The sequence below is a fragment of the Paenibacillus sp. LjRoot56 genome, from assembly GCF_964253335.1.
GTDB lineage: Bacteria > Bacillota > Bacilli > Paenibacillales > NBRC-103111 > Paenibacillus_E > Paenibacillus_E allorhizoplanae.
In genome coordinates this window covers 64294-79794 of sequence record NZ_CAXURV020000005.1, presented here as the reverse complement: position 1 = coordinate 79794, position 15501 = coordinate 64294, and the positions used below count along the sequence as shown (strand labels likewise).

General features: G+C 48.4%; 12 protein-coding genes and 1 pseudogene. 9 read left to right on the top strand and 4 right to left on the bottom strand.

The annotated features are described in order from the left end of the window. Positions 1–20 precede the first annotated feature (20 nt). The 6 genes from ACSQ8O_RS32305 (at position 21) to ACSQ8O_RS32280 (ending at position 9810) form a co-directional block, all read left to right on the top strand. Positions 21–1949: an alpha/beta fold hydrolase gene (locus ACSQ8O_RS32305; protein ID WP_436245045.1), complete on the top strand. Its 1929-nt coding sequence runs from the start codon at positions 21–23 to the stop codon at positions 1947–1949. A gap of 1015 nt (positions 1950–2964) precedes the next feature. Further along, complete coding sequence (locus ACSQ8O_RS32300; protein ID WP_436245044.1) at positions 2965–4254, top strand: glycosyl hydrolase family 18 protein; 1290 nt, start codon at positions 2965–2967, stop codon at positions 4252–4254. Positions 4255–4440: 186 nt separating this feature from the next. Then, complete coding sequence (locus ACSQ8O_RS32295; RefSeq protein WP_436245043.1) at positions 4441–7041, top strand: Ig-like domain-containing protein; 2601 nt, start codon at positions 4441–4443, stop codon at positions 7039–7041. A 168-nt stretch (positions 7042–7209) separates the two neighbouring features. Beyond that, the gene (locus ACSQ8O_RS32290) at positions 7210–7614 is read left to right on the top strand and encodes a hypothetical protein (RefSeq protein WP_436245042.1); all 405 of its coding nucleotides are present in this window, start codon (positions 7210–7212) and stop codon (positions 7612–7614) included. Between the two features lie 146 nt (positions 7615–7760). Continuing rightward, the gene (locus ACSQ8O_RS32285) at positions 7761–8891 is read left to right on the top strand and encodes a carbohydrate kinase (protein ID WP_436245041.1); all 1131 of its coding nucleotides are present in this window, start codon (positions 7761–7763) and stop codon (positions 8889–8891) included. Positions 8892–8895: 4 nt separating this feature from the next. After that, a complete protein-coding gene (locus ACSQ8O_RS32280; protein ID WP_436245040.1) occupies positions 8896–9810 on the top strand; it encodes a pseudouridine-5'-phosphate glycosidase in 915 nt (304 codons plus the stop codon). Between the two features lie 60 nt (positions 9811–9870). On the opposite strand, the gene ACSQ8O_RS32275 is transcribed toward ACSQ8O_RS32280, so the two are convergent. Further along, positions 9871–9999, bottom strand: coding sequence for a hypothetical protein (locus tag ACSQ8O_RS32275; RefSeq protein WP_436245039.1), 129 nt, complete (start codon positions 9997–9999; stop codon positions 9871–9873). 80 nt (positions 10000–10079) lie between these two features. On the opposite strand from ACSQ8O_RS32275, the pseudogene ACSQ8O_RS32270 reads away from it, so the two are divergent. Further along, positions 10080–10274 (top strand): annotated as a pseudogene (locus ACSQ8O_RS32270) (ATP-binding protein); the annotation flags it as partial. On the opposite strand, the gene ACSQ8O_RS32265 reads toward ACSQ8O_RS32270, so the two are convergent. From ACSQ8O_RS32265 to ACSQ8O_RS32255, 3 genes are all read right to left on the bottom strand, one after another. Then, positions 10275–10862: a nitroreductase family protein gene (locus ACSQ8O_RS32265; protein WP_436245038.1), complete on the bottom strand. Its 588-nt coding sequence runs from the start codon at positions 10860–10862 to the stop codon at positions 10275–10277. It lies immediately after the preceding pseudogene. A gap of 458 nt (positions 10863–11320) precedes the next feature. After that, positions 11321–12547: an MFS transporter gene (locus ACSQ8O_RS32260; RefSeq protein ID WP_436245037.1), complete on the bottom strand. Its 1227-nt coding sequence runs from the start codon at positions 12545–12547 to the stop codon at positions 11321–11323. 99 nt (positions 12548–12646) lie between these two features. Further along, positions 12647–13360, bottom strand: a complete 714-nt coding sequence (locus tag ACSQ8O_RS32255) for a FadR/GntR family transcriptional regulator (protein ID WP_436245036.1) — start codon at positions 13358–13360, stop codon at positions 12647–12649. Positions 13361–13588: 228 nt separating this feature from the next. Here ACSQ8O_RS32255 and ACSQ8O_RS32250 point away from each other — a divergent pair, with 228 nt between their 5' ends. Together ACSQ8O_RS32250 and ACSQ8O_RS32245 are read left to right on the top strand one after the other, a co-directional pair. Then, on the top strand, positions 13589–14956 hold the full coding sequence (locus tag ACSQ8O_RS32250) for an S-layer homology domain-containing protein (protein WP_436245035.1): 1368 nt from the start codon (positions 13589–13591) through the stop codon (positions 14954–14956). A 119-nt stretch (positions 14957–15075) separates the two neighbouring features. After that, the gene (locus ACSQ8O_RS32245; protein WP_056610990.1) at positions 15076–15471 is read left to right on the top strand and encodes a hypothetical protein; all 396 of its coding nucleotides are present in this window, start codon (positions 15076–15078) and stop codon (positions 15469–15471) included. Positions 15472–15501 lie beyond the last annotated feature (30 nt).

Genomic DNA, 15501 nt, shown 5'->3' with positions numbered 1-15501 from the left:
AAAAGATGGAGGTTATTCATTTGGCTCATATTTTTATGACTGGCGGTACAGGATTTATCGGAACTCACACGCTAGCGCAGCTTTCGCAAGAGAATCACACAGTGTCTGTACTCGTGCGGTCAACTTCGCGGTGGGAGCATATTTGTAAGGGGCTAGGTTGGTCAGACAGTGCTGATACCATCATAAGCCGCATCCGCCCTGTTATAGGCGATTTGGGCATGCCCGGCCTTGGCTTGAGTCACTCTGACAGGGAAAAGGTTCTGACCGCAGATGTCATTATTCATGCTGGCGGGCCGATGGATATTCGGATCAGCGAAGCAGAGGCACGCGTGGTTTTTCTGCAGGCTGCCGAGGAAATGCTTCGCTTGGCTGCGGACATTCAGCTGCGCGGGGGATTAAAGCATTTCATCCATGTGGTCGGGTTCAAAAGCCCCTGGACAGACGAAAATAGGCACAATCCCGCTCCCGTTATCGCACATTTAGAGCAAGGTCCGCCGTATGAGCTGATGAAATGCCTAGCGGATTTGCGCATTCGGGAAGGCGCTCAGGAGCTTGGACTCCCTCTTTCTATCGTTCACCCCAGCGTAGTCATCGGCAGTTCGCAGCATGGAGAAACGCCTCAGACCGGCGGTCTCGGTATTCTTGTCCGAGCTACGGCGCGCGGCTTGATGACTATCGTACCTGGCGGTTCTACACATTGGTTGCCGCTTGTCCATGTCGATCATGTCGCCTCCTTCATCAACTTATTAACAAAAGAAGCTTCACCACCACCTACGCAAACGTACTATTTGCTGGACGATCCAAAGGTAAGCCATTCCATGCAAGAGCTAGTTTCCATGATCGCCAAAGAACTGCGCGTTCGTAAGCCCCATGGATCCATTTCGCCAAAGTGGCTCAGTAAGCTTTTAGGTACATCATTAGGACAAAAGTTAGGTATCCCCAAGGAATCCCTTGAATTTATCGTAAATAAGAACACCCCTTTTCCGATTGCACCGAAAGAAAGCTTGCTGCACAAGCATAAGCTCCCGAATAAGGTTCAGGATGAAATGCTGCCTTTTACGATTGCGGATCTTGATTTTCAGCTCGTGCATGGCCATATGCCTGCGGAAGGGTTTGTGAGAGGGAAGCGAGGGCCTTTGGCTAGTCTGGAGCGAAGCGGAACTGGGCGGCGTACATCGGCAGAGGATTTGGTAAGGAGCGACGCTGGACTACGGCTGGAACAAAAGCCTCTGGAGCCTCAAAAAACCCCCCTCCTCTTCGTGCACGGCACACTAAGCGGAGCAGATTGCCTGCTCCCTCTGGCAGCGCAGTTCCCAGAGCACGACGTCTGCCTGGTCGATCTGCCAGGCTTCGGGCGCTCGCCCTACCATCACGCAGCTGACGTGATGGAGGGCCACATCGCAGCGCTCGTCGAGGCGATCCGCGCCTTCGACAGCCCGGTCACGCTCGTGGGCCACTCGCTGGGCGGCCTCCTAGCCGCCCACGCCTACGCTCGCGTGCCGGAGCGGATCCACAGGCTGCATCTGCTGCAGCCTGCCCTGCAACCGGCCGCGCGCATGTACCGCAGCGCGCGCCTCAACCATCTCGCGCTGTGCCGGCTGCGCGAGAAAGACCTGCGGAAGCAGCTGCTGACGCAGCGCTGCTTCGTGGACATAAGTGACATACCGACTTCGTATGTCACTTATGTCCTGCAAGAACTGCAGTCGCCGCGTGTGCGGAAGACGACTGCTGAGACCCTCTCTGCGCTGGCACGCGCAGAGGGGTTCCCTCCGCAGCAGCAGGCGGAGCTGCTGCGGAAGGCTTCGATCCTGTGGGGCACACAGGATCGCGCCCTAGCTTGGGCGGAGGAGCTTCGCTCCGCCCAGACGATAGAGATCGAGGCGGCGCACCATTTCCCGATCTCGCATCCCGAGCTGACAGCCCAGCTGCTACGGCAGCAAGGGCTGTAAGTAAGCTCTCCTACCTCATCCGTCATCATTCATCTTTCATTCGTCTGCATTCATCTTTCATCCGACTTTCATTCGTCTGCATTCATCTTTCATCCGTCATCCATCCGTCTTTCATCCGTCCGCTGCATTCATCCTTCATCCCTCTCTCCCTACCCGCCCCTGCCCCGACTCTCCCTCATTATGAGTAGTGGATAATTAGGACAATAAGGTGGAGCTATGAGTGTACTGAGAATAATTGGAGATATGAGTAGTGGATAATTAGGACAATAAGGTGGAGCTATAAGTGTACTGAGAATAATTGGAGATATGAGTAGTGGGTAATTAAGACAGTAATGTAGAGTTAGGAGTGTAATAAGAATAATTAGAGAGTAGTAATGATAAGAAGAATGTTGGAAAGTGAAGTAATGTAGTAGGTCCTCTACCCATTCAAAAAATGCAAAAGAGCACTTTTCGAATGGGTTCCTACCTCCATTATTGAAAATTGATGCAAATAGGCATCAATTTGGAGTGATCTCAGGAGAAAATCATGAAATACGTTAAAAAGGTTGCCTATTTGCACGCATTTACTACTTTCGACCATAAATTGGTAAAAAATGTTGTATTTTTGCATTTTTGAGAAAGGGAAGAGGAATTGATGAGAGTGAGCATCCCGCCCACGCCAGCAATATCTCATCTGCCGAAATGCCACCGATTACCTAACCTGACAACATTGCCCCTACGCGGGGGCCGCAGAGGCGAGCTCTTTATCTTTTTCCCCTAAGTTTCCCCAAGACATTCACCTAAAGCCTACCGGCGGAATAACATATGAGAAAACCTTTGACGAGGTCATTCCAGGGATGAGCGATCACGGTTAAGAGGTTAGTTTTATCGAAAAGCAGGCTCGGATACAGTCATTTCCGACTCCCCATTTCCTGAGCCTCCCACTTTGGGTGTCTCAGTTGCGCTTTAGTGAGTTTCAGCCACTGAGACTACCAAGTAGGCGGCTCGGTCATTTTTTTTCAAGGAGGCATCATCTATGCAAATTCACGTTGTCCAGAAAGGGCAAACGTTGTATCGTATTTCGCAAACCTACGGCGTCTCGGTCGAGGAGGTCGCAGAGGCGAATGAGTTAACCCCCTCTCAAACGTTAGTCATCGGACAGGCATTAGTCATTCCGATTGTTGGCTCCTACTATTGGGTACAGCCTGGTGAGGGCCTTTATCGAATCGCACAAAAGCTCGGCATTGACCTAGACGCACTAGCTTCTGCGAATGGACTTACGCTATATCAAACATTACCCAGCGGTTTCCGATTATATATCCCCCCTGCCCCGCGCAAACAAGCCGAAGTCAATGCCTATATCGAACCTAGAGGGACGGATGTGTCACCTGTTCTCGTTCAAGCTGCCCGCGAAGCCGCACCTCATTTGACCTATTTAGCTCCCTTCAGCTTCCGCATTAACCGAGATGGGACCTTGGTCAATCCGCCACTAAACGATTTGCGAGAAATCGCTCGGCAGCATGGCGTCACCCTCATGATGGTGGTCACCAACCTCGAGAATGATCAATTCAGTGCAGAACTGGGACATGTGATCTTAACCGACGAAGCTGTTCAAAATCGTTTGCTCCAAAACATCGAAGCAACTGCTGAGAAACTTGGGTTTAAAGATATTCATTTTGACATTGAACATCTGCTGCCAGCGGATCGGGAGGCTTACAACAAATTCCTGCGCAAAGCGGTAGATCGCTTTCATCGGAAAGGCTATCTCGTATCCACTGCACTCGCGCCAAAAACAAGTGCTACACAAGCAGGAGCTTGGTACGAAGCTCATGACTATAAAGCCCATGGCCAGATTGTCGATTTTGTCATCATCATGACCTATGAGTGGGGCTACAGCGGCGGACCGCCTATGGCCGTTTCTCCTATTGGACCTGTTCGCAAGGTGTTGGAGTATGCACGCAGTGAAATGCCTTCTTCCAAAATCATGATGGGTCAAAATTTGTACGGTTACGACTGGACGCTACCCTTTGTCCAAGGAGGCGCCTACGCCAAAGCAATCTCGCCGCAGGCAGCCATTGATCTAGCCCGCAAATATAATGCGCAAATTTTATATGATTACACGGCACAAGCGCCGCACTTTAACTACTGGGATGACGCCGGTAAGGAACATACCGTCTGGTTCGAGGACGCTCGTTCTATTCAAGCTAAGTTCCGTTTGATCGAAGAACTCGGACTTCGCGGCATCAGTTATTGGAAGCTTGGACTCAAATTCCCGCAGAACTGGCTGCTGCTTGAAGATAATTTCAAAATTGTGAAACGCGGTTAACGCATTGAGCACCCTCCCCGCAGGCGCGTGTAGATGGTGGGGTTCTCTTTTTCGACATAATCAACAAAATCTCAACAAATTAAATAACCATTTCCCTTCATTTTTCGCGATGAAATGCCGATGAAAATAGATATCTATTTTCAGCAAGCAGATTCTAGCAACAGCTTTAATGGAGGGAAATGAAGCATGAAATGGTTTTCTCAAAGTAAATGGTTGTCCCTAGTCATCATTTTCATTGTTGCAAGTCAGGCAATTTTCACAGGAAGTGCTTTCGCCGCGAATGACATTTCGAAGTTGGTTCTGAATAAAAATGAGCTTAACTTGCAGGTTGGCGATACAGCTAATCTGACAGCAACGGCCGTTTTCACAAGTGGCTCCACGGAGAATGCAACGGTCAAAACCGATTGGAACTCCGGCACGACCGATGTAGCAACTGTCTACGCGGGTGTCGTGACAGCCAAAAAAGAAGGTAAGGCCGTCATTACAGCCACCTATCTTGGAGAGACTGTCATCGTTAACGTAACGGTTACGAAAAAAGTAAAATCGTTAACCACCGATAAGCAAGCCCTTGATCTTCGTCTCAATGGAACGAGCCAAGTGCTGATAACAGCTTACTATGACGACGGTACTTCTGCAGATGTAACAAGTAAAGCAGACTACACAGTCGCATCCAGCTCTGTCGCTACCGTGACGAATGGTCTTGTTAAAGGACAAAACCCAGGAAGCACTACCATTACGATATCTCATATGAATCAATCGATCGTTTTGGATGTCGATGTCGAGGTTGTACGTCGTCTTGATGCAGAGAAATCCAATGTTTCCTTACTTCTAAAGGGGACTAGCGTGCTTGAATTAACGGCGACATACCCGGATGGCACCAAAGATAACGTAGCTACGAAAGCGGTATGGACATCAGACAAGCCTGAAGTCGCAGATGCCCTTAAAGGAACAATTACTGGATACAGTGTAGGGAAAGCGACTTTAACTGCTACCTATGGTACTAAGTCAACGACAATTACGGTTGATGTAGATAGCACGTTGAAACTTGAGTTAGATAAACAAAGCATTTTGTTAAAGAAAAATGGGACAGGCACGTTGAAGCTTAACGCTACCTATCCAACAAGCACTACACCTACGGATATTTCAGATCGTGCAGAATGGACTTCCAGCGATGAGAGTATCGTTTCTGTAACCAAAGGCAAGCTCATTGGTAACGCAATTGGCGAAGCAACGATCTCTGCGAAGTATGGGGATAAAACAGTCACAGCCAAAGTTGACGTTGAAGTTCCGCGTCGTTTGGTCGTGAGCAGCGAACTCGTTATTTTGAAAACAGCTGAAACACAGCAACTCGAGTTATTTGCAACCTATGCCGACGGCACAACAGACAATCTCGTAAAAGATAGAGCCGTATGGAGCGTAGATAATGAAGATATCGCTACGGTAACGAATGGACTTATCAAAACGTATAAAGCTGGTGTTGCTAATGTAACTGCTACCTATGGCGGCAAAACGACGACAACCCGAGTCGAAGTTGACGTCCCTAACAACATCACATTAGACAAGAAAATAGTGAATATGCAAGTCGGAGACTCTACCACGGTCACAATGACTGCAAATTTCAAAGGCCGGACGGATGACGAACTAAATGACAAAACCAAATGGACATCAAGCAACAAAGATGTTGTTGAGGTTCGTGACGGTATCATAACGGGGATTGCTACGGGTGCTGCTACGGTAACTGCTGAATACGGTACACGTAAAGCAACTGTACAAGTTTCGGTAGGCGAGTTGAAGACTCTTACGATTAGCCAAGAGAAATTAACCATGAAAAAGGGCGAAACGGCAACCCTTACTTCAGAAGCCGTGTATACCGATGATACCAAGAAACCAGTAACCTCTGATGTTATTTGGACAAGCAGTAATGTTAAAGCTGCTACTGTTGACAAGGGTGTCGTAAAAGCCATCGCGTCCGGCGAAACTACGATTACCGCTCAACTGGACAACAAAACAGTTACGATTCCAGTAAAAGTGGATATGGCAAGTGAGTTGAAAGCCAATGTAGCTAGCTTGGTTTTTGATTTAAATGAAACGAGATTGATCAAAATTACAGCAACAGATGACGACGGGGAAGATGTTTTAGTTACGACCGATGTCGAATGGAAGTCAAGCAATACAGGCATTGCTACCGTATCTAAGGGTCTTGTTACACCTGTTGCCCGCGGTAAAGCAACCATTACGGCAACTTATGGCGGTAAATCAATCTCTGTTCCCGTAGAAATCGGTGTGATTGATAGCTTAACAGCGAATAAATCCTTTTTTGTAACGAAAAGCGGATCTGAAACGCAACTGAAATTAACCGCAACTTTGTCCGATGGCTCAACGAAAGACGTCACAGAAAGCGCAACTTGGAAAGTTTCTTCTTATAAACTCGGAACTATCGAAAAAGGACTTTTCACAGCAACAGCTTCAGGGAAAACAACCATCACTGGCTTCTTTGGAGGTAAAACTGTATCCATTCCTGTGGAAATTGATTCTTTGAAGTATTTGAAGACCAATGTCGTTAAACTAACGCTTAAAGAAGGCGAAACAGCGAAAGTAGAAGCCTTGGCGACGTATACAGATGGATCCGAAGAAGATGTAACCAAGCCGGCACTCTGGACAACTTCCAACATCATGAACGCAGACGTAAAGGATGGCACGATCAAAGCAACTGGCAAAGGGACTGCACGCATTACCGTTACTTTTGCCAACATGAAAACGACCGTTCAAGTGACGGTCACGAAGTAACCGTTCGTATAGAACCGTTGCTCCTAGTTATCTAGGGGTAACGGTTTTTTCTTTTTCATTGCAACAAACGTCACGCCTACTCCTCCATGCATAACTTCTCATTCGTAGGGGAATATATGCTTACCTACTGAATGACCCCTATCTATTAAATACCTGGAGGTATGGATAATGGTTACCCGCTCTATCAAATTAGCTTCGATTTCTTTCCTTACTTTCTCTCTTCTGCTCGGGGCACATCAATATCGGCTGCATGCCCACGATCACAGTACGCAGGCGTCACAGACTGAAAACCTGCAGCATTTAAAGCGGGGCTCTGCCACGATGTATCAAACCAATCCCTTTGGTATGCCAGGGGCGGAAACAAAATTACTTCCATCTAACAACTTGAATGGCTACGCTGCCGCTTATGGGATTACACCACCAACAGCGTTTAACGTTACAACCGTACAAGCTCAATCCGTCCCTGCTACGCCGAAAGATAAAACGAGACCTTGGTACAGCTACCTCGGTTTATTGGGCTTACTTGGTTTGCTCGGACTAGGGTCACGCTCCAACTCTTCGTATTCGAAATAGCTTTTGTTTGGGCCATGAAAGAAGCCTAGTTCCTGATTGGGGAACGGGCTTTTTGGTCTGTAATTATAGACATTTGTTTATGTAATAGACTTTTGTTTGGGGGTGCGTTAGAATAAGGAGAGAACGACGAAGGAGGAGAGCTTTGCATGGATCGTGAACAGCAAATCCTAGCGCTTATCCGTCAAAATCCATTCATTTCCCAGCATGAAATGGCCGGTATCATCGGGATCTCCCGCTCCGCTGTTGCTGGTTATATTGCCTCTTTGACCAAAAAGGGAACGATTCGCGGCAGAGCCTATGTCACTTCGGATGAACACATGATTTACTGCATCGGCGGAGCCAATCTCGACAGTAAAGCTACTAGCAAGCATGCGATCCGCCTAGCTTCCTCTAACCCTGTAACAGTAACCGAGTCTTGTGGCGGCGTTGCTCGCAACATCGCGGAAGCTTTAGCTGGATTAGCTTGTCAAACATCACTCCTAACTGTGGTTGGAGATGACAAAGCAGGCCAGTGGGTGCTCGAGGAAACGAGGCGCCGAGGCGTCGATGTCAGCCAAGCTATCGTACTGAATGGCGAGAATACGGGGTCATACACCGCACTCCTCGATACTTCGGGGGAGATGTTTCTCGCTTTTGCCAATATGGACATCTACGATAAATTGTCACCAGCAATGCTTCGGGATAGATGGTCCCATATTGCCGCTGCCAAGCTCGTGATTGCAGATACGAATCTACCGAACGACACCTTGGAGGAGCTGATTCGTCGGTGTCAGGAGGAGAGTATCCCCCTCTTCATTGATCCTGTGTCCTCGGAGAAATCTAAGAAACTTCCGACAGATCTGTCTGGTGTAACGGCTATTTTCCCGAATTTAGAAGAAGCCATTCAACTAACCGACACACCACTCTCCAAGAATCAAGACGTCATTGATATGTTCTATGTAGAGCCTGATCACAGCAAAATTGCTAATACCATTCGAGACCGCGGCGTGAAGCATGTTTTCATTACACTCGGTAGCCGAGGGGTTTACTATGCGGGGGAAGAAGGCGAACGTTTCTTTCCGCCAATTCCAACCCAGGTTGTCGAGGTTACGGGCGCAGGCGATGCTTTCTTAGCAGGTATTGTCTATGGCGTTAGCCATCAACAATCGTATATGAAATCCTGTGAATTCGGTCTTGCTGCTGCACACATTACGCTTCAAACTAGTCAATCTACGTCCAGTGAACTGAACGAGGAGAACTTACAACTTACGATTAACACCATGACTAAAGGAGACTAAACCCATGTTATCTAACTCATATTTAACTTTTACCGATGAAGTGAAGGAAGCTCTCGCGAATAATAAACCGATCGTAGCGCTGGAAACAACCATTATTTCTCATGGCATGCCCTACCCGCAAAATATTGAAATGGCGAAAAAAGTGGAGCAAATTATCCGCGATAACGGTGCGGTTCCAGCAACAATCGGCATCATGGATGGTAAAATCAAGATTGGCTTAAACGAGCAGGAGCTCGAGGCTTTTGCAACGAATGGCCATGTGGAAAAAGTAAGCCGTCGCGACTTCCCCTACATCCTCTCCTCTGGCAAAATCGGTGCGACCACGGTAGCTGCGACGATGATCGGCGCTGCCCTTGCTGGCATCGAAGTGTTCGCTACCGGTGGCATTGGCGGTGTCCACCGCGAAGGAGAAAGCTCCATGGACATCTCCGCTGATTTGACGGAGCTGGCGGCGACCAACGTCGCTGTCGTCTGCGCTGGTGTGAAATCGATCCTCGACATTGGACGCACGCTCGAATACTTGGAAACCCACGGGGTGCCCGTGGTTGGTTACCAAACGAGCGAGTTCCCGTCCTTCTACGCCCGCGAAAGCGGCTATGGCGTAGACTTCCGCCTCGATGAGGCAGCTGACGTGGCCGCCATGCTTCGCACGAAGTGGGAGCTAGGCCTAAACGGCGGCGCCGTCATCGCTAACCCAGTCCCAGCGGAATCCGCTATGGACCATGTTGAAATCGAGGCCGTCATCCAGCAGGCACTGAATGAGGCCAAAGAGCAGAACGTGACCGGGAAGAAGGTCACGCCTTTCTTGCTAGCGCGGATTAAGCAGCTGACTGAGGGGCGCAGCCTGGAGACGAACATCGCGCTCGTTTATCACAATGCGCAGACCGCCGCAAGGATTGCGGTTGCGCTGAAGAACTAAAATAGACTCGCTCCCCATGGGGGGCGAGTTTTTTGTAGCCATAGGATCATAAGAAGCTGATTAGGTTGCAACAGCCTGCTTCTTCTTTTTCCAAGGCGGGAACACCGAAATACAAAGGATAAACACCGTGACAACTACATGCACGTAGATCGCATATTGACGCAGCGTCTGATTGCTGACCAATGCCATTCGGTATACGGAGAGTGGTGAGGTTGAAGTCCTTATAGAAAGGCAAGGCGACCAGCATGGGCATCGATGCCACGCATATGCCCTTCCTATTCGAGCGTTTTTACCGGATGGATGAAGCGCGTGCCCGTAACAGCGGCGGTATGGGGCTTGGTCTGGCTAACTCCAAACAATTGATTTTGGCTCATGAAGGGACCATCGAAGTGAGCAGTTGGCTGGGGAAAGGCTCTGTATTCACAGTTACACTTCCCTTCAACAAGCATGCTGCTTCAGAGTAGTTACTCCGTTACCCATTGCGTTTTTAAGGCAAAAGGAACACGCGCTGCCTTCGTTGGAATGACTTCTGGGTAACCAATATAAACAAATCCGACCATCTCTTCTTTGCCTGAGAGACCGAAGTTCTCTTGCATTTTCGGATGATACGTGGGATCGCCAGTCCGCCAGATCGTGCCTAAGCCCAGGGCATGTGCAGCTAGCATCATATTCTGTACGGCGCAGTGAACAGCCGCATATTCCTCTATCACGGGTACGACTGGCTTCTCCGCCGGCGAAACAGCTACTGCAATTACGAGCGGAGCTCGCATGGCTTTTTTCTCAATGGTGCTGCGCAGCTGCTCTTCTTCTTCCTCAGTCAGCGCAGCATCTGCGCCTGACTTCGCTTCTGCAATGGCGACTTCGGCATACCCACGACCCAGCAGCTTTCTACCCTCGCCCGACATCACCCAGAACCGCCAAGGTTCCGTATTCGCGTGATTCGGTGCCCAGACAGCAGCTTCCAAAATCTCTTCAATCAATGCGTGCTCGATGGGGTCTTGCTTGAGTTTCCCAATACTGCGCCGCTGGCGAATCGCTTCTTTCACATCCATGCTTCCCACTCCCCATTCGGTTGAATTATTATTTGTAGCCGCTCGCCATTGACGGCGCAATCGCGCCTATCCGGCGGTGTGACTGGCGTTAACACCGTATAAGATTCTATCTACACTTAAATGTACATGTTCCCCCACGTATTTTCAATTTTTATTGAATACTCGCCCGCCTTTCCGTGCAAATACAAAAAAGACCCCAACGAGCCTAACCTCGTTGGAGTCTTTTCCAAATCTTCTATGTGTGCCAAACCTTATTTATCTTTTTTAGCGTGTGAACCGTCGCAGTTGCCCTCACCGTTTTGTGTGTTTCCGCATGCACATTTACCCATAATCGCTACCTCCTCCAAATGTAATCTTGTTGGGTTTATTATATCCAACTCACTTACATTTGTAAAGTAGTTAATTAAAAGTTAGTAAATGAGGATAATTATCATTCTCAATGGAGCCCTACTTCGCGACTAGCTCGTCATATTTAGCTTTTTATCCGTAGGGAGAAAGGCTGCAAACAATCCTAGCAACGGCAAGTACGCGCATAGCCGAATCACGAAACCGATACTTGTCGCATCCGCCAACGTCCCCAGCACCGCCGAACCAATGCCGCCTAGGCCAAACGCTAGTCCGAAGAATAATCCTGATACCGTACCAACCTTCCCAGGCAACAACTCCTGCGCATAGACCACGATTACGGAGAAGCCGGACAACAGAATGAAACCGATGCATGCACATAGAACCGCTGACCAGAACAAGTTCACAAATGGAAGCAGCAAAGAGAACGGCGCTGTTCCCAAGATGGAGAACCAGATCATATTTCGTCTACCGAATCGGTCCGCCAAAGGGCCGCCCATAAATGTCCCCACAGCCCCAGCTGCTAATAGGGTGAAAATAATGAGCTGCGCTTTCCCTGTCGTGACTCCAAAATGGTCCATCAAATAGAACGCGTAGAAGCCTGTCATACTCGCCACATAAACGAATTTGGAAAAGAGCAGCATGATCAAAATACCTAGCGCGTAGGCGACTGTTTTCTTAGGTAAAGGCTTCTTCACCGAAGCCGATTTACGAACGGTGGAACGCACGACTAGCGCGCCTTGGTACCATTTTGCCACGAAGATCTGAACCACGATCCCCGCTGCCGCCGCAAACGTAAACCAAATAATCCCGAACTGACCTAACGGCACAAAAATGAGTGCGGTAAAAACAGGCGCCAACGCCTGGCCAATGTTCCCGCCTGTTTGGAAAATCGACTGCGCCAGCCCTCTCCGAGGACCCGCAGCTAAGAAGGCCACCCGCGAAGACTCTGGATGCAGCACGGATGATCCTAGGCCAACGAGAATTACGGCCATGATCACATGAGAGAACGTTCCCGCATAGGCCAGTACGATAATACCAAACAGCGAGAAAATCACGCCAATTGGCAGTAAATAGGGCTTCGGCCTCGCGTCCGTATACAACCCAATCAAGGGTTGGAACAAGGAAGCTGTCACGTTGAGTGTGAAGGCGATCCAACCGATTTGCGTAAAGCTTAACTGCAAGGAGTCATGCAAAATCGGGAAAATCGCGGGAATAACCGACTGAATCGCATCATTTAATAAATGCACTAAGCTGATCGAAAATAAAATGGCATAGACCGTACGTGCCTGTGTCTGTGCTGCATTTGTAGCAGAAACTGTACCTGTTGCTGTTTGCATGAACATTACCCCTTATCATCATATCATCTGATGTTTAAAATCATGGGGAAGGCAAAGGATCTCTCCCGCTCCCATCTTCTTCATACTCCTACTCTAATCCTAGTCCTGCTGAAGAAACTTTTTGACCTGCTGAACGGTCCTCTCCAGATTCTGAAGTGTCCAATGCTCCGCAGCGGCAACATCCTTATCTCGGATCGCTTGATACAAATTCACATGAAAAAGATGATGGTGATCGTGAACCTGCTCATCCTTGACTAAATTCGTCAGAGCTTCCAACATGACTGCTGAAAATGAGCGATACAAATCGACAACAATGCTATTTTTGCTCGCGACCGCGATTGACTGATGAAAAACCATGTCAGCAGCTAAATAGGCATTCGTATCCCCTCGATCCAGCGCCTGCAACCGTTGATCCAACGCTTCACTCATCTGCGCCAAATCGGCTTCATCGCGACGTACAGCAGCAAGTCTGGATATTTCCAGTTCAAGCATTTTTCTGACTTCGTAGACTTCCAAAACTTCCGCCCGACGCAGTCGGTGAACTAGCGGTTCTTGCATCGCTGCATCGGAATGCCCCGTTAGAAAGGTGCCAAAGCCCTGCTTCTTCTCCAGCAGTCCCGCATGCACAAGAACCCGAACAGCCTCACGAATGGTGGATCGGCCGACGCCGAACTGTTCCATTAATTCCGGCTCCGTCGGAATCTTATCGCCCATTTTCAGCTCACCATCTGAAATTTTCTTCTGCAGCTGGGTCACAACATCATCCACAAGCTTGGGACGACGGAGTGTTTGGAAAGAAACCTTCGCATTCATCTGATCATCTCCTGTATGGCGAGTATATCATAGATGCGAACTACTTTTCTATTCTTTACTTAAAATCCGCATCGATTTAGCACTCTCTTGTTAAGACTGCCAGAAATTTGACAATGACGTAGATGATCAGGCAAGCTATAGTTATAGCAACAAGACAAGCACGTGAAATACTAGATGACTAGATTGCTAGAAACACAAATACTCATTATACCAAGGGGGCCATCCTATATGACATTTAACAAAAAACTTACACTCATCTCCACGACTGCCATGGCATTTTCCTTATTCGCTTCTTTGACACTGGTTCAACCTGCCTCCGCTGCTGTTAAAACAAGCGCTGATTTTACAGATTTGGCTGGAAGCAACGCAGCTCTGAAAACGAAAATCGATCGGATGATCGCTGATGGTATTTTTGAAGGAGTCTCCGGTACAACTTTCGGAATCTCAGAAAATATGACGCGTGCTCAATTCGCTAAAGTAGCTACGAAAATCTACAATATCCCGGTTGATCTTACAATTAACGTGTCCAGCTTCACGGATGTTCATGCAGACGACGCGGCTAATGGTTGGGCGATTCCTTATATTGAAGCGGCCAAAAAAGCCGGTCTGATCGATGGCGTTACAGATACAACCTTCCAACCTGGCGAATCAGTTACCGCGGCTCAGTTGGATACCGTGCTCCTGAAAGGATTAGGAAAAACGGTTTCGATGGCAAGCTCACCTTGGTATACCGATGCGGTTAAACAGGCCACTGCGCTTGGTATTCATCCAACTAACAAAGCTGGCAATCAAGCCGCGACACGCGAGGATCTTGTAGTTAGCTCGTACGGGGCGCAAGATGCCTTCAACGCTCAGAAACCGCCAGTCGTAACACCGTCTAACCCAAGCAATGTTTCGGTTGTAGGTGATTACCATTTGGGCAGCGTTATTGATAGTGGATTAACTAGCTCCGCCACAGGTACCATCACAAAAACGATTGCTGAAGATCCTACGCTAAGTAAATTTGCAAAAGAGATCAAAATCAAATTAACAAACTCTGCTGGTGAAGAAATTGCGACTCCTGGCATTGTACAGTCTGTTGTCTCCTTAGATCCAAGCATTGCCAAAGTAGGCCTTACCTCGGATCATCATGCCTACGTGCTGGGTAACAAACCCGGAACTACGGACGTGAGTCTTATTGTGCAAGTTGGTAATGGGGAAGCCAAACAACTGCATGTTAGCGTAACTGTCGAAAGCACTTCTGTGAGTGTGAAGACATTGACAGCAGGGGAAACTTCTATTACTGAACCTATGGATGTTTCAGACATCGTGTATAAAGCTAATTTCAACGCATACACAGCCATGGATCTTACGGCTACAGATAACTATGGAAACAAATATGAGGACCTCGACATCCGCAATTATAACTTTGCTCTAGGCACTTTATTTATTACGAATGATATCCGCGGGGAAGCCGGCTCCACGGTTGGCTCGGTCTCTGTCGATCCTGATGGTACTGTAAAGGTAACGGGTAACGTAACCTCTTTTGAACTTACTGCCGTTTCTGCATCAGGCGTCAAAGTAACAAGCTATGTTACATTAACAACATCCAGATAAGTTGAGCGAAGACATCCAGCTCCCCGTTAGGGGAGCCTTTTTTGTATGCGGACGCACACTAGCCCATCTCTTACATATATTGCTAGTGCTCATCATTTTACAGAAAGGGGTCGGTCTCGATGTACAACGACCCAACCTTTTACCCTTATCCTCCAGCTCAGTATCATCTGTATCCTCCTCATCCCTACCACTATGCACCTTACTGGGCGTGGGACCGTAACTTCCCCCCAGTTGATACCAAAATGCTGTCTAACTCCGTTGTTACCTCTGAACATCTGTTAAAGGAAGCCTCTATCGTCGTCAAAAAGCTCACAGACCCGGCAATCGCCCAGCAATTAATGACGAATGCCCAGAGTGGCAACCAAAAAGAAGTCGATCGCATCGTTAAAACCTTCGGTAGTGATTCCAACATTGAAACTAGCTACTCCCCCAGTGCCATACAATTCGTGGTTGGTCCCCGCATCACTGGCAATCCATGCTGCCGAGTCACACTCATGCTCAAATGGGGCGAATGAGCAAAAGAGCAACCCTTCCCGTACCAGGAG

Bases quoted from the DNA above. Each gene is read 5' to 3' on its own strand.
- ACSQ8O_RS32265 (WP_436245038.1), bottom strand. From the start codon at position 10,862: ATGGATGTGAAAGAAGCGATTCGCCAGCGGCGCAGTATTGGGAAACTC.
- ACSQ8O_RS32285 (WP_436245041.1), top strand. From the start codon at position 7,761: ATGGATCGTGAACAGCAAATCCTAGCGCTTATCCGTCAAAATCCATTC.
- ACSQ8O_RS32250 (WP_436245035.1), top strand. From the start codon at position 13,589: ATGACATTTAACAAAAAACTTACACTCATCTCCACGACTGCCATGGCA.
- ACSQ8O_RS32295 (WP_436245043.1), top strand. From the start codon at position 4,441: ATGAAATGGTTTTCTCAAAGTAAATGGTTGTCCCTAGTCATCATTTTC.
- ACSQ8O_RS32280 (WP_436245040.1), top strand. From the start codon at position 8,896: ATGTTATCTAACTCATATTTAACTTTTACCGATGAAGTGAAGGAAGCT.
- ACSQ8O_RS32290 (WP_436245042.1), top strand. From the start codon at position 7,210: ATGGTTACCCGCTCTATCAAATTAGCTTCGATTTCTTTCCTTACTTTC.
- ACSQ8O_RS32245 (WP_056610990.1), top strand. From the start codon at position 15,076: ATGTACAACGACCCAACCTTTTACCCTTATCCTCCAGCTCAGTATCAT.
- ACSQ8O_RS32255 (WP_436245036.1), bottom strand. From the start codon at position 13,360: ATGAATGCGAAGGTTTCTTTCCAAACACTCCGTCGTCCCAAGCTTGTG.
- ACSQ8O_RS32275 (WP_436245039.1), bottom strand. From the start codon at position 9,999: ATGGCATTGGTCAGCAATCAGACGCTGCGTCAATATGCGATCTACGTG.
- ACSQ8O_RS32300 (WP_436245044.1), top strand. From the start codon at position 2,965: ATGCAAATTCACGTTGTCCAGAAAGGGCAAACGTTGTATCGTATTTCG.
- ACSQ8O_RS32260 (WP_436245037.1), bottom strand. From the start codon at position 12,547: ATGCAAACAGCAACAGGTACAGTTTCTGCTACAAATGCAGCACAGACA.